22 protein-coding genes are annotated in these 24,859 nt (G+C 65.4%); 12 read left to right on the forward strand and 10 right to left on the reverse strand.

The features are described from left to right. The first annotated feature begins 72 nt into the window (after nt 1-72). Nucleotides 73-288: a KTSC domain-containing protein gene (locus E5K00_RS07365; protein ID WP_167856788.1), complete on the forward strand. Its 216-nt coding sequence runs from the start codon at nt 73-75 to the stop codon at nt 286-288. A 225-nt stretch (nt 289-513) separates the two neighbouring features. Here E5K00_RS07365 and E5K00_RS07370 read toward each other — a convergent pair whose 3' ends face one another. After that, nucleotides 514-1,308, reverse strand: coding sequence for a PhzF family phenazine biosynthesis protein (locus E5K00_RS07370; protein WP_135462591.1), 795 nt, complete (start codon nt 1,306-1,308; stop codon nt 514-516). Nucleotides 1,309-1,510: 202 nt separating this feature from the next. On the opposite strand from E5K00_RS07370, the gene E5K00_RS07375 reads away from it, so the two are divergent. From E5K00_RS07375 to E5K00_RS07385, 3 genes are read left to right on the forward strand one after another with little or no spacing between them, the layout of a single operon-like run. Further along, nucleotides 1,511-2,065, forward strand: coding sequence for an RNA polymerase sigma factor (locus E5K00_RS07375; protein WP_135462592.1), 555 nt, complete (start codon nt 1,511-1,513; stop codon nt 2,063-2,065). After that, nucleotides 2,058-3,719 (forward strand): outer membrane beta-barrel protein, encoded by a 1,662-nt coding sequence (locus tag E5K00_RS07380; RefSeq protein ID WP_135462593.1) that lies wholly within the window; start codon nt 2,058-2,060, stop codon nt 3,717-3,719. Before E5K00_RS07375 ends, E5K00_RS07380 begins: the two co-directional genes overlap by 8 nt. A 35-nt stretch (nt 3,720-3,754) precedes the next feature. After that, entirely contained in the window at nt 3,755-4,720 is a 966-nt protein-coding gene (locus E5K00_RS07385) for a hypothetical protein (protein ID WP_135462594.1), read from the forward strand. Between the two features lie 111 nt (nt 4,721-4,831). On the opposite strand, the gene hutI is transcribed toward E5K00_RS07385, so the two are convergent. Together hutI and E5K00_RS07395 are read right to left on the reverse strand one after the other, a co-directional pair. Continuing rightward, nucleotides 4,832-6,085 (reverse strand): imidazolonepropionase, encoded by a 1,254-nt coding sequence (gene hutI, locus E5K00_RS07390; RefSeq protein WP_167856789.1) that lies wholly within the window; start codon nt 6,083-6,085, stop codon nt 4,832-4,834. 126 nt (nt 6,086-6,211) lie between these two features. Then, nucleotides 6,212-7,366 (reverse strand): spore photoproduct lyase family protein, encoded by a 1,155-nt coding sequence (locus tag E5K00_RS07395; RefSeq protein ID WP_245328232.1) that lies wholly within the window; start codon nt 7,364-7,366, stop codon nt 6,212-6,214. Nucleotides 7,367-7,559: 193 nt separating this feature from the next. On the opposite strand from E5K00_RS07395, the gene E5K00_RS07400 reads away from it, so the two are divergent. The 4 genes from E5K00_RS07400 to E5K00_RS07415 all read left to right on the forward strand — a co-directional run bounded on the left by E5K00_RS07400 (nt 7,560) and on the right by E5K00_RS07415 (nt 11,952). Then, complete coding sequence (locus E5K00_RS07400; protein WP_135462596.1) at nt 7,560-7,763, forward strand: hypothetical protein; 204 nt, start codon at nt 7,560-7,562, stop codon at nt 7,761-7,763. A gap of 27 nt (nt 7,764-7,790) precedes the next feature. After that, entirely contained in the window at nt 7,791-8,408 is a 618-nt protein-coding gene (pncA, locus tag E5K00_RS07405) for a bifunctional nicotinamidase/pyrazinamidase (protein WP_135462597.1), read from the forward strand. 4 nt (nt 8,409-8,412) lie between these two features. Further along, nucleotides 8,413-8,940 (forward strand): 2'-5' RNA ligase family protein, encoded by a 528-nt coding sequence (locus E5K00_RS07410; protein WP_135462598.1) that lies wholly within the window; start codon nt 8,413-8,415, stop codon nt 8,938-8,940. Between the two features lie 354 nt (nt 8,941-9,294). Then, nucleotides 9,295-11,952, forward strand: coding sequence for a TonB-dependent receptor (locus E5K00_RS07415; RefSeq protein WP_167856790.1), 2,658 nt, complete (start codon nt 9,295-9,297; stop codon nt 11,950-11,952). 77 nt (nt 11,953-12,029) lie between these two features. On the opposite strand, the gene E5K00_RS07420 is transcribed toward E5K00_RS07415, so the two are convergent. Then, entirely contained in the window at nt 12,030-12,770 is a 741-nt protein-coding gene (locus E5K00_RS07420) for an SDR family oxidoreductase (RefSeq protein WP_135462600.1), read from the reverse strand. Nucleotides 12,771-12,941: 171 nt separating this feature from the next. Between E5K00_RS07420 and E5K00_RS07425 the strand changes: the two genes are divergently transcribed. Then, nucleotides 12,942-14,354 (forward strand): hypothetical protein, encoded by a 1,413-nt coding sequence (locus E5K00_RS07425; protein WP_135462601.1) that lies wholly within the window; start codon nt 12,942-12,944, stop codon nt 14,352-14,354. Nucleotides 14,355-14,465: 111 nt separating this feature from the next. Beyond that, a complete protein-coding gene (locus E5K00_RS07430) occupies nt 14,466-15,986 on the forward strand; it encodes a malate:quinone oxidoreductase (protein ID WP_135462602.1) in 1,521 nt (506 codons plus the stop codon). 76 nt (nt 15,987-16,062) lie between these two features. Here E5K00_RS07430 and E5K00_RS07435 read toward each other — a convergent pair whose 3' ends face one another. The 5 genes from E5K00_RS07435 to E5K00_RS07455 form a co-directional block, all read right to left on the reverse strand. After that, a complete protein-coding gene (locus E5K00_RS07435; protein ID WP_135462603.1) occupies nt 16,063-16,866 on the reverse strand; it encodes a class I SAM-dependent methyltransferase in 804 nt (267 codons plus the stop codon). A gap of 23 nt (nt 16,867-16,889) precedes the next feature. Next, a complete protein-coding gene (gene ctlX, locus E5K00_RS07440) occupies nt 16,890-17,819 on the reverse strand; it encodes a citrulline utilization hydrolase CtlX (protein WP_135462604.1) in 930 nt (309 codons plus the stop codon). A gap of 180 nt (nt 17,820-17,999) precedes the next feature. Then, nucleotides 18,000-18,971: a hypothetical protein gene (locus tag E5K00_RS07445; RefSeq protein ID WP_135462605.1), complete on the reverse strand. Its 972-nt coding sequence runs from the start codon at nt 18,969-18,971 to the stop codon at nt 18,000-18,002. A 288-nt stretch (nt 18,972-19,259) separates the two neighbouring features. Next, nucleotides 19,260-20,093: a phosphatase PAP2 family protein gene (locus E5K00_RS07450; RefSeq protein ID WP_135462606.1), complete on the reverse strand. Its 834-nt coding sequence runs from the start codon at nt 20,091-20,093 to the stop codon at nt 19,260-19,262. 279 nt (nt 20,094-20,372) lie between these two features. Further along, entirely contained in the window at nt 20,373-20,816 is a 444-nt protein-coding gene (locus E5K00_RS07455; protein WP_135462607.1) for a hypothetical protein, read from the reverse strand. Nucleotides 20,817-20,969: 153 nt separating this feature from the next. Between E5K00_RS07455 and E5K00_RS07460 the strand changes: the two genes are divergently transcribed. Next, nucleotides 20,970-22,049 (forward strand): mechanosensitive ion channel family protein, encoded by a 1,080-nt coding sequence (locus E5K00_RS07460; protein WP_135462608.1) that lies wholly within the window; start codon nt 20,970-20,972, stop codon nt 22,047-22,049. Nucleotides 22,050-22,055: 6 nt separating this feature from the next. Here E5K00_RS07460 and E5K00_RS07465 read toward each other — a convergent pair whose 3' ends face one another. Beyond that, entirely contained in the window at nt 22,056-22,841 is a 786-nt protein-coding gene (locus E5K00_RS07465) for a hypothetical protein (RefSeq protein WP_135462609.1), read from the reverse strand. A gap of 309 nt (nt 22,842-23,150) precedes the next feature. Here E5K00_RS07465 and E5K00_RS07470 point away from each other — a divergent pair, with 309 nt between their 5' ends. Then, the gene (locus E5K00_RS07470) at nt 23,151-24,731 is read left to right on the forward strand and encodes a flavin-containing monooxygenase (protein WP_135462610.1); all 1,581 of its coding nucleotides are present in this window, start codon (nt 23,151-23,153) and stop codon (nt 24,729-24,731) included. Nucleotides 24,732-24,859 lie beyond the last annotated feature (128 nt).

Below are 24,859 nucleotides of genomic sequence, written 5' to 3' on the forward strand. Positions count from 1 at the left end.
GTCATTCCGGGCTTGCCGAGGAACGACGTTCTTATTCTTATGTATAATGCACTCTTATTTATTCCTACCGCTATGCTCCGCCGCCCTATCCGTTCTACCTCGCTGAAAGCCGTGGGCTACGAAGCGGCTTCCCTGACCCTGGAAATTGAGTACCGCAACGGCCGCGTGGTGCGCTACACCGGCGTGAGCGAAGCCGTGTACCAGGGCCTGCTGACCGTGCCGGGCAAAGCCCAGTTTGTGGAGCAGGTGCTGGAACGCAGCGGCTACGGCCGGGAGCAGGTGAAGTGACTGGCTGGGCCGCTTTTGCGCTGCTTCACCGGTCATTCCGGGTCTGCCCACGGCACCTTCTACAACCTGAAAAGCCCTTTCCTGCCCGTGCGGGAAAGGGCTTTTCAGGTTAGGAAGCGCAGCACATTTCATCGGCTGACGCCACTTATTACGCGGCATGCCCTTCGTCCTCGCAATGGCACATTCCCAGCACATTCAACCACATTAGCACCTGAGCACATTCCCCTATCCCAGCTCGATTTCGCCCTTCAGGTAGGTCACGGCGTAGCCGCTCATCAGGGCCCGGTCGTGGCGCAGCTCGCACCACAGCTCGCCGCCCCGGGCCGATACCTGGCGGGCGCGCAGCTCGGTTTTGCCCAGGCGCTGGGCCCAGAAGGGAATCAGGGAGGCGTGGGCCGAGCCGGTAACGGGGTCTTCGGGCACGCCCACGCGGGGCGCGAAAAAGCGGGACACGAAGTCGATGCCCTCGGGGCCGGGCGCGGTAGCAATAACGCCCACGTACTCCAGGGCCGCTATTTTGGCCATATCCGGGTGCAGGGCCAGCACTTCGGCCTCCGAGTTGAACAGCACGACCAGGTCGCGGGAGGCCAGCACTTCCAGCGGGGTGGCCCGCAGCGCGTCGAGCAGGCCGGTGGGGTGCGTGGCCAGGGGCTGCGGGGGCCGGGAGGGAAAGTCGAGGGTGAAGCGGCCGTCGGCGGCGTGGCGCACCCGCAAGGGGCCGCTCTTGGAGTGGAAGGTTATTTCCTCACCCTGAAAGTTGAGGTGGCGAAACAGCACGTGGGCCGAGGCCAGCGTGGCGTGTCCGCACAGGTCGATTTCGGCCGTGGGCGTAAACCAGCGGATGGCGTAGTCGGCGCCCTCCTGCGGCACGAAGAAGGCGGTTTCGGCTAGGTTGTTTTCGGCGGCAATGGCCTGCATGGTGGCGGCCGGCAGCCACTCGGTGAGCGGGCACACGGCGGCGGGGTTGCCGGCAAACACCCGGTCGGTGAAGGCGTCGATCTGGTAGAGCGGGAGCAGCATGGGCGGAACTGGAAATGGAGTGGGCGCTAAAGGTAAAAGAAGAACCGAAAGCAGCGTAGCTTGCCCGGCGGGCTTTTTTCACGACCCGCCCGGCTTATTGAAATTATTTTTCCGCCGACGCAACCCCGGGTCGGGGCCGGCGGTCATGGGGGCAGAACGCTAGCGAAACGTATCCTTACCTGCTTATTCCCCGCCGCTGCCTATGGCCGAATCTATTGACGCACTCGTGGAAGGCTGCCGGCGGGGAAAGCCGGCGGCCCAGCGCGGCCTCTACGAGCGGCTCGGCTACCAGCTGATGGGCGTCTGCCTGCGCTACTGCCCGTCGCGGGCCGAGGCCGAGGATGCGTTGCAGCTCACGTTCGTCAAGATCTTCACCCGCCTCGACCAGTTCCAGGGCCAGGGACCGTTCGAAGCATGGGCCCGGCGCATCGCCGTCACGACCTCGCTGAACCTGTGGAAGCAGCACCAGCAGCGCGGCCCGCAGCTGGCCACCGAAGAGGCCCACGACGTGCACCACCCCGACGGCACGCCCTTCGACCAGCTTTCGGCCGACGAGGTGGTGCGGCAGATCAACTCCTTGCCGCCCGGCTACCGCACCGTGCTGAACCTTTACGCCATCGAAGGCTACTCGCACGCCGAAATCGGGGAGCTGCTGGGCATTTCGGAAGGTACCAGCAAGTCGCAGCTTTCCCGGGCCCGCCACTTGCTGGAGCAGCGCCTGCACCGGCAGGCCCATATTCCTCACTACCATGACTGAGTTCGAATCGGAAAAATTCTACCACGACTTACGCCAGAAGCTCGACGGCTACGGCAGCGCGCCGCCCGAGTCGGTGTGGGCCGGCATCCGGGAGCAGGTGCCCGCCCGCCAGCGCCGGCGGCGGCCCATCTGGCTGGCCCTGGCGGCCTGCACCCTGCTGGTATGCCTTACCGTGGGTCTTAACCAGTGGAAGTCCTTCTTCACGCTCCCAACCGACGTGGGGTCGGCGGCGGACAACGCGCGGGGCACCGCCCGGGCGGCAGCCGCCCGAACGAAAACCATGCGGACGGCAACTGCGGCGCCGACGGAAGCGACTGGCGCCAGCGCCGTAGCTTCGACGGCGGCTTCGGCTTCGCCCGATGCTTCGGCTCTACCATCCCGCACTTCGCCCACGGCCTCGGCCGCACCAGCTCCCAACGCCGGCAGCCCGCGGCCGACTACGGGTGCCGCCGCCGGAGCTACTTTGCCTCAATCGGTAACGCCTGGTCTTGGTCTTACGCGTACTGGCCGCCCCCGTCCCCCGCAGCTGGCGGCGCTGAACGCTACCCACCCGACGCGGCGGGTAGCGGGACGGCCGGCCGCTGACATGGCGGGCCCGTCGGCCACAGCGGCGCCGCTAGTCGGCAGCCGGGCCCGCCGGGCGCGGACTAGCGGCGCCGGGGCGGCGGGCCTGCTGGCCGGCAACTCGACCCGGCGGCGCACCCGGCGCTTCGGCCAGCCGACCGACCAGCTGGGCGCGGCCCCTCAGGTGGCCGCCGCCAGCCCCGGCCGCCGTGCCTACAACCGCCGTAGCCGCGCCCTGAGTGACGCTTCGCAGTCCGGCCTTTCCTCCGAGCTGACCACGACGGAAGCCGGCCGCCGTACCGGCAGCCGCCGCCGGAGCCGGGCCCCACAAATCAGCAACGATCGGCTGGCCCTGCTGGTGCTGCGGCCGGCGGCGCTGCAAGTGGAAGAGCCCGACGTGGAGCGCGCCCACCGCAATGCGCCTAAGCGGCCCACCCGGCAGGAGCTGCGCCTGCGCAACTGGAGCGCCCAGTTGCTCCTGGGCTCGGGCCTGACGTACCGGGTGCTGGGCGGCACGCCGACGCAGCTGGAAACGCTGGAGCGGCCCAGCCTGGGCTTCTCGGGGCAGGCCACGGCCAGCTACGCTTTTTCGCGGCAGCTGGCGGTAAGCGCGGGCGTGGGCTACGCCGAGTACGCCACCACCCTGCGGTATGATTTGCAGAAAGCCGGAGCGGAAACGGTGACGAAAAAGGATTTCCGCGACGTGTACCGCTTCCTGACCGTGCCGGTGCAGGCTCAGCTAACCCTGGGCGGCAACCCGCGCTGGCGCTACGGCGTGCTGGGCGGCGGCACGCTGGGCATTCTGGCCGGGGCCAAGACCACGGAAGGCTCGGCCTGCAACTGCCAGCAAACCCAGTGGACCAGCTCGACGCAGGAGCTGCCCTTTGCCCGCGCCAGCCTGCTACTCAGCGGCGGGGCCTTTGCCAGCTACCAGTTTGCCGTGGGCCAGTGGTTCACGATTCGGCCCCAGGGGCAGATTTTCCTGAACTCCCTGACCGACCCGGCGGCGGGCCGCACCGCCCGCCGGCCCTGGAGCCTGGGCCTGCAGGCGGGCTACAGCTGGGACCTGGACCCGCGCAACAAGCACTAATTCTCTTTATCCACTCTACCTCCTTACCTATTCCAATGAAACGTCTCCTGTTTGCTTCCCTCCTGCTATTGCTGGCCGGTGTGCTGCCCGCCTGCCAGTTCGACCCCGGCATCGTCGTCTGCGAAGATGGCAGCGGCACGGGTGCTTCCGACACCGTGCCGGCTACGCTGAGCCAGCTCCACGCCCAACTGGGCGCGCCCGTGCAGAAGCTGACCTACGACCCCAGCCGCACCAACACGTTTACCGGCGCGAAAGGCACCGTCATTACCATTCCGGCCAATGCCTTTCTCAAAAACGGACGGGTAATAACTGCGCCGGTGCAATTGTCTTTCCGCGAGATTTTCAGCCGGGCCGATATGGTGCTCAGCAGCATGCCGACCGTTTCGGTAGGCCGCCTGCTCGAATCGGCGGGGGAAGTGTACCTGCGGGCCGACCAGGATTCCTCGCTTCAGCTGGCGGCGGGCGCTACTATCCGGCTCCTGACCCAGAACCCGGCCAACCTGGCCTCGCCCGACTCGATGCGGCTGTTCGTGGGCAACCCCGGCAGCGGCCCCGGCTGCTTCGACTGGATGCTGAACAAGGACCTGGGTTCCTCCCTCAGCCAGACCGGCACCGGCAACCTCATCACCATCAGCAGTGTACTCTACAACCAGGGCGTGGGCTGGCTGAACTGTGACCGATTTTACAAGGCTACCGCCCTCACAAGCCTCACGGTAAAGGTGCCGGGCGGCGACGTAGACCCCACGCAGAATACGATGGTGTTTGCCGTGTTCCGGACGTTCAACGGCTCGTTGCGGGTCTGCGACTTCAAGGCTCCCGACACGTTCACCCTGCTCAACGTGCCGGATCAGCTTCCAATCAGCGTAGTCGTTATCCGGACGCTGAACGGCAAGCTGTATTACGGCCGCCAGGATGGCACGGTGCAGCCCGGCACGACCTTCTCGCCCGTGGTACAGCAAACGACGCCGGCCGGGCTGGTTGCGGAGCTAAACAAGCTGTAACGCCTTAACTACCTGCTCATCCTTATCCGGCTTATCTTCAGACTATTTCTAACGACGCTAAGCAAAAACGGCAGCCAGTGGCTGCCGTTTTTGCGTTCCGCTGCTGCTGAATCAGGCGTGCACCTGCCCGCCGATGATGACTTCGCGCACCGGGTTTTCGCCCAGCCAGTAGGGTATTTCCTGGTAGTCGGGCACGTTCAGCACCAGCATATCGGCCCGCTTGCCTACCTCAATGCTGCCGATTTCCGGGGCCAGCCGCAGGGCCCAGGCCGCGTTGAGGGTTACGGCGGCAATGGCTTCCTTAGGGGTGAAGCCCATTTTCAGGCAGGCCATCGACAAGGCCAACCACAGGTTTTTGCTCGGGCAGGAGCCGGGGTTAAAGTCGGTGCTGAGGGCCACGGGCACGCCCTGGGCAATGAGCTGGCGGCCGGGCGCGTACTTATCCTGGCGCAAAAACAGCGGCACCAGCGGCAGCAGCACGGCCACCGTCTGGCCCGAGGCCGCCACCCGGGCCGCGTCCGGGGCACTGAGGTAGTCGCAGTGGTCTACGCTGACGGCCCCCAGCTCGGCGGCCATGGCGCAGCCGCCCAGGTCGTGGAGCTGCTCGGCGTGGATTTTCAGCTTGAAGCCCAGCTCCCGGGCCTGCTGCAAGTAGCGCCGCGAATCGGCCACGCTGAACGCGCCTTCCTCGCAGAAAATATCCACGAACTCCGCCGCCCCGGCCAGCGCGGGCAGCACCTCGGCGGCCAGAAAAGCGAGGTAGTCGGCGGGGCGGCCCTTGTACTCGGGCGGCACCACGTGGGCCCCCAGAAACGTGGGCACCACCCGCACCGGCTGCCGGCGGCCGGCCTCCCGGGCCACGCGCACCAGGCGCAGCTCGGTTTCCTTATCCAGGCCGTAGCCGCTCTTGGCCTCCAGCGTGGTGATGCCGTAGCGCCGGAAGTCGCGCAGATGGCGCAGGGCGTTGGCCAGCAGCTCCTCTTCCGGGGCAGCCCGCGTGGCGCGCACGGTGCTCAGAATACCGCCGCCCGAGGCCAGAATATCGAGGTAAGATTCGCCTTGCAGCTTGCGCTGAAACTCGTGGGCCCGGTTGCCGGCAAACACCAGGTGGGTGTGGCACTCCACCAGGCCCGGCAGCACCACTTGCCCGCCGGCGTCCAGCACTTGGGTTTCGGCCGTCACCTGCGCCTCATCCAGCTCGGCCATCGGCCCCAGGGCCACGATTATCGGGCCTTCACAGGCGACAAAGGCATTTTCCAGAATCAGCCAGTCGGACAGGTGCGGGCCAGCCAGGGGCCGGTCGGTGGGGCCGCCACTGAGGGTCAGGAGTTGGCCACAGTTGCGGATAAGCAGGGAATACGGCACGGGCAGCGGGCGGCCCGGGGTGGAAACAGGCCGCGGCGCTAAACTAACCACATTAAAAAAGGATACGCCAGCCCGTGGCGTATCCTTTTTTAATGTGGGCCAGCTTCACAGCTAGTCACCAGCACGTTACGTCCAGTACTGAATGGGCGCCAGCGGAAAGCGGCGCTGCCATTCGGTAAAGAAAAACTGCTTGAGCACGCGCATTTCCTCGGGCTGGTACACGTATTTGGTGCCCCCGAACTTGTTGCGCTTCACGGCCCGGCCAGCTTCGCTCAGGTCGAGGCTGGTGTTGGGATACCACTGCTGTAGCACGTCCCGGGAGCCGGGCGTGAAGCGGTGGCTAATCATTTCCACGGTCAGGTCGCAGGGAAAGTCGAGGGTGGCGGCCAGCCGGTCGAGCAGGGCCGCGTAGTGGGCGCGCCACTCCGGAATGGGCATAATGGGAGCCAGCACCACGCCCACGGGGTAGCCGCCCCCACCCTGCTCCCGGGGCAAGGCCAGCTGGCGCAGGGCCCGCAGACGGGCCGCCACCGAGGCCGTACCGCCTTCCAAGCGGCGGGCAATGGGCTCGGCATTCAGGCTGAACCGGGCGCGGGTGCGGCCGTGGTGGGGCAACCCGAGCAGGGAATCTACCGCGTCGTACTTGCTCACAAACCGCAGCCGCGCGCCTTCGCGGGCCCCGTAGTAGCGGATGCACTCGGCCAGGCTGCCGGTCAGGTGCTCGATGCCCAGCACGTCGGTGTAGCAGCTCACTTCGAAGCTGGTGGTGCGCCCGGCCTGCTCGTAGGCAGCCGTGCCGGCCAGCAGCTTGGGCAGGTTGGCGTAGGCCCGCACCACCGGCGGCCCTTGCAGGCTGCCGGCCAGGTAGCAGTACTGGCAGTGCGCCGGGCAGCCTTCGGCCAGGTTCATCTGCCAGTCGGCCGAGGGCGGGGTGGGTTGCAGCTTCAGGGCGCCGGGCGGGGCGCACACCACGGCCAGCGTGTTTTTGGCGTTGCGGTACGTTTCGCGCACGTCGACGCCCCGCAGCCCGGTCAGGCGGTTGCTTTTCAGCACTTCTATTTCCAGGTCGTGGGCCCGCACCCGCTCGTACATCTGCTGGCCAAACGGCTCGTCGAGGGCATCGGGGGTGAAGAGCACCCGCTTGGGCAGCCACAGCCGCGCCGAGTGGGTGAGCGGCTGCGGGGTGGCCGGGGGCTGGTCGGTAAGCAGGGTATCGGAAAGGGAAACGAAGGCGCCGGTTTCGAGCATCAGAACAGGTAGCTGGTGACGGGTATAGAACACCGGGGGACTAGTTTAAAGTCCCGATGGGCCATTCCAGATCAATATTTTACATCTTGAAAATCAAAAACTTATCCTCAACATAGAATATTTGCAAGTGCAAATATCGTGAACGAAGCATCCATAGCAGCCGCGCGGCGCATCCGGGTACCAGATTCGCCGCGTTTCCTGGCGTCAACTCCCTGCCCCACCTTCTTTGTCTGGCGATGTAACGACTTTTCTTCAGCCCCAGGGCAGCCGCGTGGCCCGGGCGGGCGACCTGAGCTACACCTACGGCACGTATCTTTCCGCCCAGAATCCGGCCGACCAGGGTGGCTACCTGCACGTGTGGCAACAGGAAGCCTGCGGCTGGCGTTTAGTGGCCGAAGTCCTCACCCCTACCGCCCCGCCCAAACCGTAGGGCGGCCTTTTCTTATCCATTCTGCGCATGAAAGCTCTGCTGCTCATTGATATTCAACCCGATTTTCTGCCCGGCGGCTCCCTGGCCGTGCCCGGCGGCGACGCCGTGGTGCCCCTGGCCAATGCCCTGCAACCCCACTTCGACCTGGTAGTAGCCACCCAGGATTGGCACCCGCCCCACCACCAGAGCTTCGCGGCCTCCCACCCGGGGCAGCAGCCTTTCGCCGAAATCGACCTGCACGGCCTGCGCCAGGTGCTCTGGCCGGTGCATTGCGTGCAGGGCTCGGCCGGGGCCGCCCTGGCCGGCGCGCTGGACACCAACCGCGTGGAAGCCATTTTCCGCAAGGGCACCAACCCGGAAATCGACAGCTACAGCGGCTTCTACGACAACGGCCACCGCAAATCGACGGGCCTGGCGGACTACCTGCGCGGCCGGGGCATCCGGCAGGTGTACGTGGCCGGCCTGGCCGCCGACTACTGCGTGTACTTCACGGCCAAAGACGCGCTGCAGGAAGGCTTCGACACCTATCTGATTGAGGATGCCACCCGGGCCATTTCGCCCGAGGGCTTCGAGCGGACCAAAGCCGACCTGACGCGGCTCGGCGGCCATATCGTACACAGCAGCAGCCTGCTGCCCACTACCTAAGCGCATGACCACTCTGCCCCCATCCCCCGCGCCGCCCCTGATTCTGACCCTGGCGCTGGATGAGCCGGCCAGCCGGTTTTTCAACGAGCTGCGGCAGGCCCACTTTCCACCGCAGCGCAACTTTCTGGCGGCTCACCTCACCCTGTTTCACCATTTGCCGGGCCCGCAGCAGGCCGAAATTGAGCAGCAGCTGGCGGCTCTGGCCGGGGCGCAGCCGCCGCTGCTGCTACAGGTAGCGGGCGTGCAGTTTCTGGGCCAGGGCGTAGCTTACCGGCTGGAAAGTGAGGCGCTGGAGAGCCTGCACCGCCGCCTGCAACAGCAGTGGTGGCCCCAGCTCACGCCCCAGGATCAGCAAAAGCGGCGCCCCCACGTAACGGTGCAGAACAAGGTGCGGCCCGAAGTAGCCCGGGCCCTGCACCAGGAGCTAACGGCTTCGTTCAACCCATTTTCGGCCACCGGCACCGGCCTGCAGCTGTGGGCCTACCGCAACGGCCCCTGGGAGTGGCTGCGAGATTTTCCATTCACTGGCTGAGCTCAGCTTCGAATATTAGTTTTATTCTATTATTACGCCTACCGCCCAGGAATCTGCTTTTTCTGGGCAGCAGGCCGGTGCCCCGCGCCTACCTGCCGGCCAAAAGTCCAAACTTCATTGAATAGTACCGAAGCACGACGGCAAAAGTGGTAGCTTTGATTTTGTCCGAATCGCCAGTAGCTTTGAGATTCGTCCGCCCTGAACTACCACACCCTGTGCATGCAACATCTTCGTTTTCTTTTGGCGGCAGCTCTGCTTACCGGAGCCGCCTCAGCTACGGTTGCACGGCCCAGTGATACCCGGCTAGTCAGGGCTTCCCCAAAACGTCCTATTACTACTCAGCCCGCTGCTCGCGTGGCCGAGGCCGTGGGCGGCACGGTGCTCACCAGTACCGGCGAGCCGCTGCCCGGGGCCACCATATTCGTTAAAGGCTCTTTTATCGGCACCAGCTCCAACCAGCTCGGGCAGTTTCACCTGGCCGTAGCCTTCGACAAAGGCCCCGTGACGCTGGTCGTTGCCTTTGTAGGCTACGAGTCTCAGGAAATCACGCTCAGCGGCCCCGATGCGGAGCTGGTGGTTTCGCTGGTGCCCAGCGCGGCGGCGGTGAATGCCACGGTGGTATCGGCCTCGCGGGTGGAGGAAAACATCTTGCGCACGTCCGTTACCATCGACAAGGTATCGGCGCGGCAGCTGGAGCGCTTCAGCACGCCGGAGGTGCTGGCCGGCCTGGGCCAGCTGCCGGGCGTGGACGTGAACTCGGCCTCGATGCTCTTTACCTCCGTCAGCACGCGTGGCTTCAACACGGCCAAGAGCGAGCGGGTCATGCAGCTGGTCGACTACATGGACACGGCCCTGCCGAGCCTGAACCTGAGCCCGGGCAACCTGGTGGGCCTGCCCGAGCTGGACCTGGAGAGCATCGAGCTGCTGCACGGGCCGGCCTCGGCGTTGTACGGGGCCAACGCGCTGAGCGGGGTGGTCTTGTTCAACAGCAAGGACCCGTTCGTGTACGAGGGGCTGAGCGTGCGCCTGCGCGGGGGGCAGCGCAACCTGCTGGACGGGCAGCTGCGCTACGCCAAGAAGCTCACCGACAAGCTGGCCCTCAAGCTCAACGCCAGCGGGTTTCAGGCCCAGGACTGGCTGGCCCAGAACTACGAGGCGGCCAGCTTCTCACAGAACCCCGAAGGCTCCAGCCTCGGCTACGACGCCGTCAACCGGTCGGGGGAGCTAAGCTTTCGGTTTACCGACGACCCCAAACAGCAGCTGCCCGGCGGCACCCACCCCGACCTGTACGGCAAGACGGTGTACATGCCCGGCTTCACGGAGCAGGAGCTGATTGGGCCCGACCAGAAAACCAAGTCCTACCGCGTGCAGGGCGCCTTGTCTTACCTGCTGAAGGACAACCTGCAGCTGACCCTGGAAGCCAAGCGCGCGACGGGCACGGCCACCTACCAGAACATCAGCCGGTTTCGGGTGAAAGATCTGGGCACCAATCAGTACCGGGCCGAGCTGAAAAGCAACCGGGGGTTTGTGCGCCTGTATTCCACCGAAGACTTCACCGGCAGCAGCTACGAGCTGGCCCAGCTCGGGGCTTTGCTGCTGGGCTCCACGGCCCAAGAAACCAGCCCGTATGGCCCCCTGAGCTATGCGCAGCTGTATTTCAGCACCTACAACACGGTGTATTCCGACGCCATCCGGCAGCCCGGCACCACGCAGGCGCAGGCGCTGGCCCAGGCCCAGCAGGCGGCCAATGCCACCCAGCTGCAAAGCGCCGACCCGCGCTTTGCCACGCTGCGCGCCCAGCTCGTGGCCGACGACCAGCCGGGCCGGGGCGCGCAGCAGCGGTTCAACTCCTTTCTGAACGACATCAGCGCCCAGCGCAGCTTCCGCGCGTCCGACTTCGGCACCGACCTGATTCTGGGCGCGGCCTACCGCGAATACCGCCTGGGCTCCGACGGCAAGCTGTTCGACGACTTCAACCGCCGCCGCATCCGCAACTACGAGTTTGGGGCCTACGGGCAGCTGACCCAGACCTTGCTGCACGAGCACCTGAAGCTGGCTCTGGCCGGCCGCGTCGATTACTTCCGCAACTTTTCCCCGGCGTTGTCGCCCCGGGCCTCGGCCGTGTATTCGTTTGGGCCCGAGCAGCGGCATAATTTCCGGGCCAGCTACGCCGGGGCCTACCGCAGCCCGTCCCAGCTGGAGCAGTACGCCCACTCCGACGTCACCTCGTTTATCGTGCTGGGCAACATCAGCAGCGGGTTTCAGGGCTACAGCTTCACCGATGCCAACGGCAACCCCTACGGCACGCCGGGCATTCCGCTGGCCGCCTTTGCCATCAATTTGCCCAAGCTCAAGCTGGAACGCTCCAACACGCTGGAAGTGGGCTACAAAGGCATGCTGCTGCCCAAGCTCTACGCCGACGTGAGCTACTTCCGCAGCGTCTACACCGACTTTATCGGGGGCCAGGCCTTTGCCGGCAACGTGGACGGCAGCCGCCCCACCCAGGCCCAGATCGACGAAGGGCTGCCCGGCTTCACCGACCGGACCAAGCCCACGCGCATCATCTTTACCTGGTTCAACAACGCCCGGCAGGTGCGCACCCAGGGCGCCACGCTGGGCCTGGCCTACAAGCTCAGCAAAGCCATGAGCCTGACCGGCAACTACTCGCTCAACGTGCTGGACCGCCACCGCCTGCCGGCCGATTTCCAGACGTTTTTCAACACGCCCAGGCACAAGTTCAATCTGGGCGTGCACGGCACCGTCCGCCAGCACCTGACCTACGCCCTGAACTACCGCTGGGCCGAAGGCCACCGCCAGGAAATGCCCTTCGCCACGGGCACCATCCGGGCCTACAGCTCCACGGATGCCTACCTGGGCTACGCGCTGCCCGAGCTGGGTACCACGTTGCAAGCCGGCGTCTCTAACCTATTCAACGCCAACAATATCCAGATTATCGGTGGCCCCCAGATTGGCCGGCTGGCTTTTCTGGGCGTGCTGGTGAATGTGAAGTAGCACCGGTTTTACCGCAGGAAACAGCCGGAGCACGTCCGGCAAGTTTTGGGCGTGCTTCGGCGGTGGCGGGCGGTACCTTAGCGGTTGTTAATCAACTGAAACCGGGCGTCCGTTTCCGCGCGGGAAGCGTTGCGCATTTCCTCGGAAGTACCGTAGCCCACCTCCTGCTCGCCAGCGGCCAGGCGCGCCATGATGGAGTCGGCGAAGGCATCGACGGGCACGCCGAACGTGTGCAGCCCGGCCCCGCCCAAATCGGTATTCACGGCCGGCGGCACGATTTCCAGCACCTGAATCGGGGTGGACTGGGCCAGCTGGTGCCGCAACGAAAGCGTGAAGGAGTGCAGCGCGGCCTTAGTGGCGCTGTAGATGGGCGCAAACGCGGCCGGCGCAAACGACAACCCCGACGTGACGTTGATGATGTAAGGGTTGGGCTGCTGGCGCAGATGCGGAATAAACAGCATGGCCAGATGAATCGGGGCTTCCAGGTTGATGACGATTTCCTGGCGGCGGCTTTCCCAGTCTTCCGGGTCGTCGGCCAGCTGCAGGCGGTTCTGAATGCCGGCGTTGTTGAGCAGCACGTTCACCCCCGGAAACTCGTTTTTCACCCACTCCAGCAGGCTTTTACGGTCGGCGGCCCGGGCCACGTCGCACACGCGGGTGTGCAGGCCCGGCAGCTGGGCCCGGGCTTCGCGCAGCTTGTCTTCGCGCCGGCCCACGACGATGACCTCACTGCCGGCCCGCACGAAACGCTCGGCCAGGGCCAGGCCAATGCCGGAGGCGCCTCCGGTAATCAAGACGGTGTTATTCGCTGGGTTCATGAGTGGGCGGTGAAAAGAAGCTGGTAGTCGGAAACGAAAACTATACTACCCCTTACCAGTCCGTTTTGTTGGCCCTGCCCCCGTCAAAGTACCGCTGGCCTCCCTTTTTATTAGCCGTCTTTCTGACCACTTTTGTGGGCCGGCTTCTATCCGCGGCACTTAGCTATTCCAATGCGTCATGTATTCCTGTCGGCCGGCTTGCTGCTGGCCACTACCCTTACCCGGGCTCAGTCGTTCGAACCCGGCCTGCTCGTCACCACTGCCAACGACACCCTTCGGGGCGAAATCGAAAACAGCCACTGGGTCGAAACCCCGGCCACGGTGCGGTTCCGTACGGCCCCGGGCGCGGCCGTCGCCACCTACGCGCCTCCCCAGCTGCGGCTGTTTCGCCTCACCGGCGGCCGGTATTTTCGCTCGGAGCTGCTCCCGGTAGACCGCACCGCCGAAACCCGCGCCACCTACCTGACCCTGGACAAAGCGCCCAGGCAGCGGCCGGAAACCATCTTCGCCGAAGTCATTGTCGAAGGCCCCGCGCCCCTGCTGCGGCTGGCGACGCCCGGGGCCACCCATTATTTCGTGCGCCGCGAAACCCAGGGCTACATCGAGCTGACCGAGCGGCGCGTGGTGCGCCAGGATCAGCAAGGCCGCCGCACTGCCATCGACGCCAACAACTACCGCAGCCAGCTCACGGTGTTTTTCGCCAGCTGCCCCGCGGCTACCCAGGCCGTTGCTACCGCCAAGTTCACGGCTCCCGACCTGGCGGCCGTGGTGCAGGCCTACAACCAAAGCTGCGCGAATGCGCCGCAGGCCGGCACCAGCTTTCTGCCCACCACCAAGCGTCGGCACCACGTGGCCCTGAACGCCGGGGTGCTGGTCGGGGTGCAAATCAACAGCTTCGTGCTGCGCCGCGACGATTTCCGGCCCGCGCAGGACTACTCCCTGGATGGCCTGAACGTGAACAGCCGCTTCCACCCGATTGGGGGGCTGTACGCCGACGTACTGTTTGCCAGCCGCCAGCTGGCCCTGCACGGCGACCTGACGGTGAATACCATGGGCAAATCGGGGGAAATACCGGCGCGCGGGGCGTTGCCGGCCGGTGAATACGCGTGGCGGGGCCTCAGCTACACGGCGCGGCTGGGTGGGCGCTACTTCGTGCCCCTGGGCCAAACCAGCCGGCGGCTGTTCGTGGGCTTGGGCCTAGCCCTCGACCATATTCAGGTGACCAGCACCAGCCTGCGCTACGGCAGCGGGCAGCCCGTGCCCGTCGGGGGCGGCCGCACCGTGCCGTCGGCCGGCACTTTTGTCGATGTGAATCCCGGCAACAACTCTTTCCGGGGCCTAAACGACTTCGGCGGCTCGCTGCCCTACCTCGAAGTCGGGCTGCGCCAGGGCCGCCTCACAGCCACCCTCGACGTGCGCGCCCGGTACGAAACGTCTTTTCACGACGAGGTAGCCTTTGGCCTGCTGACCGCCAACACCACAACCGGCTTTCCTGAGCGGGTGAGCTACGACGCGCGCTACTGGCTGTTCAACGCTACCGTCGGCTACCGCCTGAGCACAGCCGACGAACGGGCTGGGCGCTAGCTACTTCACTGGTTCGGGAAAAAGCGGCCAGCCGAATTTCACAACAAAAGACCCTTTTTCCGCTTTTCGACGTAGGCAATACCTTTGCCGCTTTCTTTGCTACGTCACCTTATGAATACTACCGATAACTCTCCGGAAAGCACCGTCGACGTCGTGCTCATCGGCGCCGGCATTATGAGCGCCACGCTGGGCATGATGCTGAAGGAGTTGCAACCCGACCTGACCATTACCGTGCTGGAGCGCCTCGACGTGGCCGCCGCCGAAAGCTCCGACGCCTGGAACAACGCCGGCACGGGCCACTCGGCCTTCTGCGAGCTGAACTACACGCCCCAGCGCCCCGACGGCTCCATCGACATCAGCAAGGCCATCGGCATTGCCGAGTCGTTCGAAGTCTCGAAGCAGTTCTGGACGTTCCTGGCCGAGAAATACGCAGTAAAGGAGCTCCAGCGCTTCATCAACCACATTCCCCACATGAGTTTCGTGTGGGGCGAGGCCAACGTGGACTACCTGCGCAAGCGCCACGCGGCCCTCACCCAGTCGCCCCTGTTCAAGGGCATGGAGTACTCCGAAGACCGCCGGCAGATTGAGCAGTGGATTCCGCTGGTGATGGAAGGCCGGGAGCCGGGCCAGCCCGTGGCCGCCACCAACATGGAGCTGGGCACCGACGTGAACTTCGGCTCCCTGACCCGCGGCATGTTCTACCTGCTCCAGGAAAAGCCCGGCGTCACGTTCCACTTCAACCACGAAGTCACCAAGCTCAAGCGCCGCGACGACGGGCAGTGGCGGGTGAAAGCTACCGACCGCCTCACCGGCCAGACCCGCAAGGTCACGGCCCGGTTCGTGTTTATCGGGGCCGGCGGCGGCTCGCTTACCCTGCTCGAGAAGTCGGACATTCCGGAGGGTCACGGCTTTGGGGGCTTCCCCGTGAGCGGCCAGTGGCTGAAGTGCGTGAACCCGGCCGTCATTGAGCGGCACCAGGCCAAGGTCTACGGCAAGGCCGCCGTGGGCTCGCCGCCCATGTCGGTGCCCCACCTCGACTCGCGCATGATCAACGGCAAGCGGGAGCTGCTGTTTGGGCCCTACGCGGGCTTCAGCACCAAGTTCCTGAAGAAAGGCTCGTTCCTGGATCTGCCCGCCTCCATCCGGGCCGGCAACCTGCGCCCCATGATTATTGCCGGCCTCAAAAACATTCCCCTCACCCGCTACCTCATCAACCAGGTGCGCCAGTCGCCCCAGGACCGCCTGGCCGCCCTGAAGGAGTACCTGCCCAATGCCCGCCCCGAAGACTGGGAGCTGGAAATTGCCGGCCAGCGGGTGCAGGTCATCAAGAAAGACGAGAAGGAAGGCGGCGTGCTCGAATTCGGCACCGAAGTCGTGAGTGCCGCCGACGGCTCCATTGCCGCCCTGCTAGGGGCTTCGCCGGGCGCGTCCACGGCCGTGTCCATCATGGTAAGCCTGGTGCAGAAGTGTTTCCCGGCCCAGGCGGCTTCGCCCGAGTGGCAGGCCACGTTCCGGGAGATGATTCCCTCCTTTGGCCAGAAGCTCAACGACAACCCCGCGCTGCTGGAGCAGATCCGGACCCATACCAGCACCGTGCTGGGCCTCACCGAACCGGCGGCGGCCAGCAAATAGCACGGAGCAAATTGCAAGCAAAAAAGCCTCTCAACTGCACGTTGAGAGGCTTTTTTTGTGAGCTAACCGGCTTCTCCTACGGCCTGACGGCCACCACCGAATACACCAGCGGCGCCTGCGTACCGAGCGGCCCGATGCGGAACGTGCCGTCGGGCTGGGCCACGGTGTGGGCAAAGCAGTTGTAGGGCGAATAATCGTACTCGGCGAAGTGCGCGAGGTGCAGGCCCTGGGTCAGCAGGCTCCCGATAACCTCGCTCAGGCTGTGGTTCCAGGTAACGGACTGGTGCACCAGGTCGGCCTGCTGGTCGGCGTAGGTGCCCACTTCCGTTTCCTGGATGGGGCCCGAGTTGAAGTAGCTGTATTGCAGGCGGGTAAAGTCGTTGTCGAACATCCACACCACGGGGTGAAACTCGACCAGCAACAACCGGCCGCCGGGCCGCAGGTAGCGGTGCACCAGCGCGGCCCAGCGGCCCAGGTCGGGCCACCAGTTCAGCACGCCGTAGGTCATGTAGACCAGGTCGAACTGCGCCTGGGGCAGGTGCTCAGGCAGCGCGTGCACGTCGCAGCAGATAAACTCGGCCGGCACGCCCAACTCGGCGCTCAGGCCGCGGGCCGCCGCAATGGCCACATCCGACAAATCGACGCCCGTGACCTGGGCACCCAGCCGGGCCAGCGACAAACTATCCTGCCCGAAGTGGCATTGCAGGTGCAAAATGCGCTGCCCGGCCACGTCGCCGAGCAGGGCCAGCTCGATGCCGTTCAAAGAAGTATTGCCGGCCTTGAAGGCCTCCACGGCGTAGAAATCGGAGGCCAGGTGCGGGCCGGTGCGGGCGTTCCACAGGGCGCGGTTCAGGGCGAGGTACTCGGGGTCGGGAGCCATAACGGTAGTCAAAAACGAAGGCACTACGAAGCCAGGGGTGGCAGAAACACTTCCGCCAGCATGCACCGGGCGCTGCCGCCCCCAATGGTTTCGATGGTCGGAATGGGCAGCGGCAGCAGCTCGCAGTAGCGGCTCAACGCCAGGCGCTGCTCGGGCGTCAGGGCGTCGTGGGCCCGCTGCGACATAGCCAGCAGCTCGGTAGGGCGGCCGGCGGGTTGCAGCGTGAGCATGTTGCCGGCAAACTCGGCGACCTGTGCCAGGGAAATAGCCACGATTTCGTGGCCGGTGGCCGTCAGCGAATCGGCTACGGCTTGCCGCTCAGTGGCGTCGGTAATGCTTGCCAGGCAAACCACGGCAAACCCGGCCCCCACGCACATCATCACGTTGGTGTGGTAAATAAGCTGGCCCCGCGCGTCGTGGGCGTGGAAGGCCACGGGCCGGTAGCCCAACCGGGCGGCCACCTCCGTGAGCAGCCCGGCATCCGTGCGCACCGACAAACAGGCGTAGACCACCCGGTGCACGTGGTCGAAGATCAGGCTGCCGGTGCCTTCCAGAAACTGCCCCTGCTGCTCGTACGCCGACAAATCAACCACGTCGCGCAGCGCAAACTGCTGGCCGAGGCGGGCCAGAATATCCGGGCGCCGCTCGGGCCGGCGGTTGGGGGCGCACATGGGGTAGAGCACCACCCGGCCATCGGCGTGGAAGGAGCCCCAGTTGTTGGGAAACACGGCGTCGGGCTTGGCGGGCTCCGGGGTATCGTCGAAGACCAGAACCTGCATGCCGTGGGCGCGCAGCGTCGCGACCATAGCGTCAAACTCGGCAAAGGCTTTTTCCTGCACCTGCGCGTCGCTCAGGCCAGCAATGACCCGCTGAAAGTGGTTGGATCCGGCCGTTTCCGGGTTGAAGCCGAAGCGGATGGGCCGCACGAGGAAAACGGTGGAGGCAGATTGCATGAGGCAGCAACGTGGGTGGAGCGCGCAAGTAGGCAAATGCCCCGCTGCCAACCAAAGCCGCCCCGCATTTGCCCGGCAGCGGGTACGGCCCCAACGCCAAACTACCCCGGCCTGAAGGCAAGCCTCCAAACCGGGGTAGCGTAGAATAGCGCCGACACGACCCGGCGCTACGGGTTGGGCTTACAGGTAAATCGTGTGGATACCCTCGCCCTGGCCCTTAGAGCCGACGCCCGATACCGAAGCGTTGATTTTTACGGGGCTGCCCGAGTAGCTGAAGCTGAAGCTGGCCGTGGGCGTGGCCCAGCCGTAGGCCCAGGTCAACTGGGCGTAGGTGGTGCGCAACACGTAGCGCTGCTGCCGGGCCTGCGCCGAGCCAGCCGACATCCAGGCCGTAGCCGTGCCCGAGTTGGTCGTGATTTTACCGCCGCCGTACAGGATAGTGTGCTTCACGGTGATGTGGCCCCGCTGGCTGCCCCAGATCCACTCGATGTCGAAGTCAACGGCCGTGGCCGTGAAGGGCGTCGTCGTGACTTTGGCCTGCTCACTGGCCACGTCCGAGGTGCGCTGGTCCTTGAGGGTGAACAGGTTGGCCAGCATGTTGTCGTATACCAGGCCCTTTTCGTTGTAGAGGCACAGCGAGGTAAAGCGCTGCCCGTCCCGCTCCCAGGTCAGCTCTACCTGGCCCAGGCCGGCCTGCAGAGATTTGCTCAGGTAGGCATTGATGCCGGCCTGCGCCTCATTCACGCTGCCGCCCGGCTGGCGCTGGGCGTTTTCCCGCAGGCTCATCAGCTCAAACGGGGGCGTCTGGTTGGCTTTGCTGCCCTTCTGCAGGTCGCCATACACCGGAATGATACTGCCCGCGTCCAGGATGCGGGCTTTGGCGGCGGCCACTTCCTCGGCCGTCGTCAGGCGGCTGCGGAAGGCGTAGGACACCAGCTTCAGGTTCAGCGCCGGGTTAGTGTTGGCGTAGGCAATGGTCGAGTCGAGCTGGCCCGTGATGCGCACGTTGGCGGCCTGGGCTACCGGGTCGAGGCCCCGGGCGTCGCCGGTCTGGGCCGTGGGCGTGGGCAGGCTCTGCTCCTCTTTCTGGCAGGCACTCAGGGACACGCCGAGCAGGGCTGCCCACAGCAGGGAAGTAGTGGTTGTTTTCATGGGAAATGGTTGTGGGGAAAGAGTGGAAGAAAGAACTGGTCAAAGATGCCTTTCCGCCCAACCAGAGTAAAGGAATAATATATGGTAATTATATATAGTAAATATTCAATAATAAATATACTTTAAACAATACGATTATTTCGATTTCGATTTGTATTCACAGGCAGCGCCCGTTGGGCAGGCAGCAGCCGTTCAGAATAGCCGCGTCGTTGTGACATGCCCCCGGCGCGCTGCCCCCGATGGGAAGCCAACCATCGGGGGTAGCTTCCCATCGGGGGCGCGGCCGGCTTACAAGTGCTTGGTCACGAGCAGGCCGCCGTAGGAGTAGCCGTTCACGTTCAGGCCCTGCAACGGGCTAACCGAGAGGCCAGTGCGCCGCCCGGTTTTGTGCAGCTGGGGCACCACCACGCCCATCGTGGCCCCGACGGCGTAGCCCAGCAGGTTGTCGGTCAGAAAGTGCTTGCCGGCCTCCATGCGGTAGTAGGCCACGGCGGCGGGCACCACGGCCGCCGCGCCCCACACAAAGGGTTCCGCCGCCGAACCGGGGTGGTAGTCGTGGAACACCTTGGCGGCAAAGAAGGTAGCGGTGGCCGTGTGGGCCGTGTGACCGGCGAAGAACGAGTTGGTGGAAATCTTGCTGCTCCGCTCCCTGGGCGTGCCGCCCGAGCCGTAGAGGAAAGGCCGGTAGCGGTACACGTTGCCCACACTGGAGGTGAACATAGCCGCCGACGTGGCCATCGTCTCCACGTAGAGCACCAGCACCTGGCCATAATGGGCCCGCATGCTGGGGTCGAGGGCCAGCAGGCCGGGGGCCACGGCCAGCGAGCCGTAGCAAAGCAGGTCGCTGGCCGTTTGGGCCGAAGTGCTGTAGTTGCCGGCCACAAACCGGTCGATTTTCGGCACGTTATTCTTGGACAGGGCCGCCAGCTGCTCTTCCGTCAGTCCCTGCTTTTGCTGCACCCGGTAGAGCCCAAAGCCACTCACGGCGCCCAGGCCGGCAATAACGGGGGCATCGACGGCAAAGCGGGTGGTGTAGGGCGACTGGCCCGGGGACTGGGCGGTGGCAACGGGGGCGGCGGCAAGCAACGAAGCCGACAGCAAGAGCGGAGTGAGAAACTTCATAGAGGAGCTTGGGAAAGATTGAGGCTGAAACGCACCCTCCCCCGCTAAGGTTGGCCCCGCCGCTACGCTCCTTTATGGGTTCCGGGTGGCATTGCGGCAGCCGGCCAGCAACCAGGCCCGCACCGAAGCCCCGGAGCGCGCCGGGGCGCAGCAAAGAGAGACGGAAGGCATGGCGGCAGGAATTGGGACAAGCCAGAATTTCTTTTCCCTGCTTCTCCCCTACTTCTCAGCCACCTTCTGCGGCTCGGGCGGCCCGCTGGCTGCGTTCCGCGGCCGGGCTTAAAGCGGCGGAAAGGTCGGCAGCCAGGGCTGCGCGGCTCGCAGCAGCTCGGAGCCGGTGAAGCTCAGCTGCATACTACCCGCATCGGGCAGGCTGATGCGGGTGGTGTAGGTAGTAACCCAGAGAAACTTTTCCGCCTGAATAGGCCCGAAAGCAACCCACGGAATGAGCAGTGGCGGGTGGCCGATGCTGAACAGCGCCATCGTAGACAGCCCCAGGCCCTGCGCCGTAGCCGTGGCCCGGACAGACCGGTCGTATTTGACGGACCCGATGTGGGCCCGCGTCAGGGAGAAAACCCGACCGGCGGGCACGGCGGGCACGGCGTAGTAGCGGGCCAGTCGCCGCCAGCCCAACAGGGAAATCAGCTTTACGACCAGGCACCAGAAGGCCACAAAGCCACCAACAAGCAGAAACGGAAGAGGGTACAGCCACGAGTTGTGCATGCTGCCAGTACGGGAGACGGGGCCCAATGGTATACGCGCGGCAGACTGGCCGGCACCGAAGCCAGCCGAAGCCAAGCGCCAACCTTTCCCGGGCCCGGTGGGTACACTTGCTACATCCGAAGCCCGCCGCCGACCTGCCGCGCGGCAGTTACCATGAAAGAACAAGCTGCTCATCTTTTCGCCCACTTCCCCGATATTTTTGCCACGCTGGGCATTCTGCTGGGGGGCCTGATGCTGGGCCTGGTGCTCAAATACGTTATTTTTCGGGTACTGGGGGCCGTTGCCAAGCGCGAGGATTCGACTCTGGCCCGCTCCGTGGAGCGCCACCTAAGCTCGGCCAGCGCCCTGTTTTTGCCCGTGCTGACCGTGTCGCTGCTGCTGCCGCTGGTGCCGCTGCCGCCCAAAGGCTTCGAAGTGCTGCGCCGCATAGTCGAGTTCACCCTGATTCTGACTTTCGCCTGGGGCCTGATCCGCACCCTGGACGTGCTCCAGGACCTGGTGCAGCGTCGCTACCAGCTCAATTCCGACAACAACCTGCGGGTGCGCAAGCTCTTCACCCAGCTGCAGTTTATCAAGAAGCTGGCCATGTCGCTGATTGCCTTCGTGGCCGTGGGTTTGGTGCTGATGAGCTTCGAGACGGTACGCCGCCTGGGCACGGGCCTGCTCACCTCGGCCGGTATTGCCAGCGTCATCGTGGGTTTTGCCGCCCAGCGCTCCATCAGCAACCTGCTGGCCGGCTTCCAGATTGCCTTCACCCAGCCCATCCGCATCGACGATGTACTGGTGGTAGAAGGCGAATGGGGCCGGGTCGAGGAAATCACCTTTACCTACGTGGTGCTCAGCATCTGGGACGAGCGGCGGCTGGTGCTGCCCCTCAACTACTTCATCGAAAAGCCCTTCCAGAACTGGACCCGCACCAGTGCCCGCCTCACCGGGGCCGTGTACCTGCAAACTGACTACTCGGTGCCCGTGGAGGCCGTGCGCACCGAGCTGCGCCGCATCTTGGCGGCCCACCCGCTCTGGGACCAGCGCGTGGCCGTGCTGCACGTCACCGACGCCAAGGAGCGGACCCTGGAGCTGCGGGCCCTGGTCAGCGCCGCCGACGCCGGCTCGGTGTGGGAGCTGCGCTGCGCCGTGCGCGAGCAGCTGATAACGTTTTTGCAGCGCGAATACCCCGGCAGCCTGCCCCAGGCGCGCGTGCAGCTGACGGCCGGCGGCGGCTTGCCCACCTGAGCCGGGCTACTCCCGCAAGCCCAGGTCCTGCTTGTGCATCCAGCCCCGGGTCGTCACTTTTTCCCAGTTGGTAAACGTGACGTACACCGCCGCGCCCTGCTCCTGACCCAGCCGCACTTTGTCGCCCTGCTCGCAGTACGCCTTACGGGGCTGGCCCAGGTCGGGGGAGTTGTAGAAATAAGCCCGGGCCACCCGCACGACGGCCGTTTGCGCGCCGCCGGGGCTGGTTTGCGCCGGCTCAAGTGGCTGAGTTGCGGCGGGACGGGCGGCCGGGGCAGCCGGCGCGGTGGGCCGGCTCCGACTAGCCTGCGCCGACGCGTTTTCGATTAGGCTGCTGAGGTCCTGCATTTTCAGCCATCCGGCCACGGTAGCGCCCTGGGGGCTCACAAAGCGGGTTTTTACGAAGCCGTTGCCCTCGTCCTGGCCGTAGAGCACGTCGCCGCGCCGCAGGTAGTTGCCCCTGGGCCGGGCCTGCCGGGGCGAGTCGTAGAAGTAAGCCGTTTCGGCCCGCACCCGGTAGCGGCGGCCCGCCCCGGCCGGCAATGCCGCCGCCGCCGCGTTTTCCGCCTCGATTACACTGGGCCGGCGCTGGTCCGGGGCCGGCGCATCGACGCGCAGCTCCGAATCCGGCCGCCGCGCCGCGTCGTCGGAGCAGGCCAGCAGGCCGGGGGCGGCCAGCCCCAGCAATAGGCCGTGCGCCAGCATCCGCCAGACGGAGGAAGCCGGCCGCGCATCGAAAAGCAGGGGTAGTAAGTCGCCGGAACGGGGCGGGCGGCAGTGAGAAGCGGGCATAAACATATCGGTAGCGGGCGAAACCCGGTGGTGGCTTTCCGGTGCGTACGTAGGTCGGACAGCCGGCGGCGGTACCGGGCCATTGCTTTCTACCCGGTGTCGGCCGGGCGGGACGCACCGCATAATGATGTGATGCCGAAAGCCGCCCGCCCCGCGCTACGGCCCTTCCGGCCCGTTGCGCGCCAGCTATAACATAAAAATGCTATATCCATCAGAGGTTAAATCCTATTAAACTTGCCTCGCCATTGCCGCTATTGGTATCCCGGTCAGCGGCTTGGCGCTTGCTTTTCCACTCCATTTCTACCAGCTATGAAAACATCCCCTTTCTTCCCCTCCCCCACGGTTGCCATCATTGGCGGCGGTCCGGCCGGTATTGCCGCCGCCAAGTCGTTGCTCGAAGACGGCCTCACGCCCGTTGTCATCGAGCAGAGCAGCGGCCTGGGTGGGCAGTGGAACCAGGGCGCGCCCCACAGCGGCCAGTGGCCGGGCATGCACGCCAACTCCTGCCACATCAAGATGTCGTTTTCGGACTTCGACTACCCGGCCGGCACCCAGATGTTCCCGACGACGGAGGAAGTGCTGGCCTACCTGACCGAGTACGCCCGCCACTTCGGCGTGCTGCCCCACGTGCGCTTCAACACCCGCGTGGAGCACGTCAGCCCGGGCCCCGATGGCCAGTACGTTATCCAGACGGTAAACCAGCAGGGTGAGCGGCGGACGGAGTTCTTTGGCCGCGTCATCGTGGCCTCCGGGCGCTACAACAAGCCCCGCCTGCCGCGCACCCCGGGCCTCGACCAATTCCAGGGCCGGGTGCTGCACTCGTTTGACTACCGGGGCCGCCACGACTTCCGGGGCCAGCGCGTGCTGGTGGTCGGCAACAGCATCAGCGGGCTGGAAATTGCCAGCGACCTGGCCCAGAACGACGATACCGTGGTGCTGTCGTCGAGCCGGAAGCCGCGCTACATTGCCCGCAAAATCATGCACGGCGTGCCGACCGACCAGCTGGCCTTTACCCGCTTCGGGGCCTACGTCAACCAGGCGCTGCCGCCCGCTGAAGCCGCCGCAGGCCTGAAAGAGCTGATCTTAAGCGCCGTGGGCAACCCGGCCGACTACGGCGGGCTGCGGCCGGCCGACGACATTCTGGAAGCCGGCGTGTCGCAGTGCCAGGACTACCTGGACCAGGTGGCGGCCGGCCGCATCCGGACGCTGCCCGGCGTACGGGAGTACACGGCCACCGGGGCCATCCTCACCGACGGGCGCGCCGTGCCGGTCGATGTGGTGCTGCTGGCCACGGGCTACGACCTGCACCTGCCGTATCTGCACGAGAGCATCCGGCAGACGCTCAACGCCGGCCCCGAGCACATCGACCTGCACCACTTCACCTTTCACCCGGCCTTGCCCAACTTCGCCTTCATGGGGCTGTACCAGCAAATCGGCTCCTACTTCGTGACGGCCGAGCTGCAGGCCCGCTGGATTGCGGCCTGCTGGAGCGGAGCCTGCCCCGAGCCCACGGCGGCCGAAATGGCGGCGGGCCTGGCCGAGTTTGAGCAGTTCAAGCAGTTTCGGGGCACGGCCACCTGCCAGGAAGTAGCCGAAACGATTTCCACCGCCATGGGCGTGGCACCCACGCTGCCCGACTACCCGGAGCTAACCCAGGAGCTGTTTTTTGGCTTGCTGGCGCCGGCTCAGTTCCGGATGGAGGGCCACGGCCGCCAGCCCGACGCCCGCCTCCGCTTCGTGCGCAACGCCCGCCACTTCACCGCCGGCCAGCCCACCCCCATGACGGAGCAGCAGCTCGGGGGGCTGCGGATGCTGGCCGCGCGCCTGCCGCAGCACGCCATGCTGCAACGGGTGGTCCAGCAGTTGCAGCCCGAGTCGGCTTTGGCGTAAGCTGCCCTGCTTTTTTCAAGTACGCGAGCCGACGGATAGCCTCCGTCGGCTTGCTGATTTTTGCCCCGCCCGTTGGCGGGAAAACCGGCCCCGCTGGCGGCTAGGCTATAACTTTCGGGGACGAGTAG

The sequence above is a fragment of the Hymenobacter aquaticus genome (assembly GCF_004765605.1).
Taxonomy (GTDB): domain Bacteria; phylum Bacteroidota; class Bacteroidia; order Cytophagales; family Hymenobacteraceae; genus Hymenobacter; species Hymenobacter aquaticus.

Coding starts and splice junctions, on each gene's coding strand:
- E5K00_RS07380 (WP_135462593.1), top strand. CDS start 2,058: ATGACTGAGTTCGAATCGGAAAAATTCTACCACGACTTACGCCAGAAG.
- E5K00_RS07375 (WP_135462592.1), top strand. CDS start 1,511: ATGGCCGAATCTATTGACGCACTCGTGGAAGGCTGCCGGCGGGGAAAG.
- E5K00_RS07435 (WP_135462603.1), bottom strand. CDS start 16,866: ATGGCTCCCGACCCCGAGTACCTCGCCCTGAACCGCGCCCTGTGGAAC.
- pncA (WP_135462597.1), top strand. CDS start 7,791: ATGAAAGCTCTGCTGCTCATTGATATTCAACCCGATTTTCTGCCCGGC.
- E5K00_RS07370 (WP_135462591.1), bottom strand. CDS start 1,308: ATGCTGCTCCCGCTCTACCAGATCGACGCCTTCACCGACCGGGTGTTT.
- E5K00_RS07465 (WP_135462609.1), bottom strand. CDS start 22,841: ATGCCCGCTTCTCACTGCCGCCCGCCCCGTTCCGGCGACTTACTACCC.
- E5K00_RS07445 (WP_135462605.1), bottom strand. CDS start 18,971: ATGAAAACAACCACTACTTCCCTGCTGTGGGCAGCCCTGCTCGGCGTG.
- E5K00_RS07425 (WP_135462601.1), top strand. CDS start 12,942: ATGCGTCATGTATTCCTGTCGGCCGGCTTGCTGCTGGCCACTACCCTT.
- E5K00_RS07430 (WP_135462602.1), top strand. CDS start 14,466: ATGAATACTACCGATAACTCTCCGGAAAGCACCGTCGACGTCGTGCTC.
- E5K00_RS07410 (WP_135462598.1), top strand. CDS start 8,413: ATGACCACTCTGCCCCCATCCCCCGCGCCGCCCCTGATTCTGACCCTG.
- E5K00_RS07470 (WP_135462610.1), top strand. CDS start 23,151: ATGAAAACATCCCCTTTCTTCCCCTCCCCCACGGTTGCCATCATTGGC.
- ctlX (WP_135462604.1), bottom strand. CDS start 17,819: ATGCAATCTGCCTCCACCGTTTTCCTCGTGCGGCCCATCCGCTTCGGC.
- E5K00_RS07365 (WP_167856788.1), top strand. CDS start 73: ATGCTCCGCCGCCCTATCCGTTCTACCTCGCTGAAAGCCGTGGGCTAC.
- E5K00_RS07450 (WP_135462606.1), bottom strand. CDS start 20,093: ATGAAGTTTCTCACTCCGCTCTTGCTGTCGGCTTCGTTGCTTGCCGCC.
- E5K00_RS07460 (WP_135462608.1), top strand. CDS start 20,970: ATGAAAGAACAAGCTGCTCATCTTTTCGCCCACTTCCCCGATATTTTT.
- E5K00_RS07455 (WP_135462607.1), bottom strand. CDS start 20,816: ATGCACAACTCGTGGCTGTACCCTCTTCCGTTTCTGCTTGTTGGTGGC.
- E5K00_RS07420 (WP_135462600.1), bottom strand. CDS start 12,770: ATGAACCCAGCGAATAACACCGTCTTGATTACCGGAGGCGCCTCCGGC.
- E5K00_RS07385 (WP_135462594.1), top strand. CDS start 3,755: ATGAAACGTCTCCTGTTTGCTTCCCTCCTGCTATTGCTGGCCGGTGTG.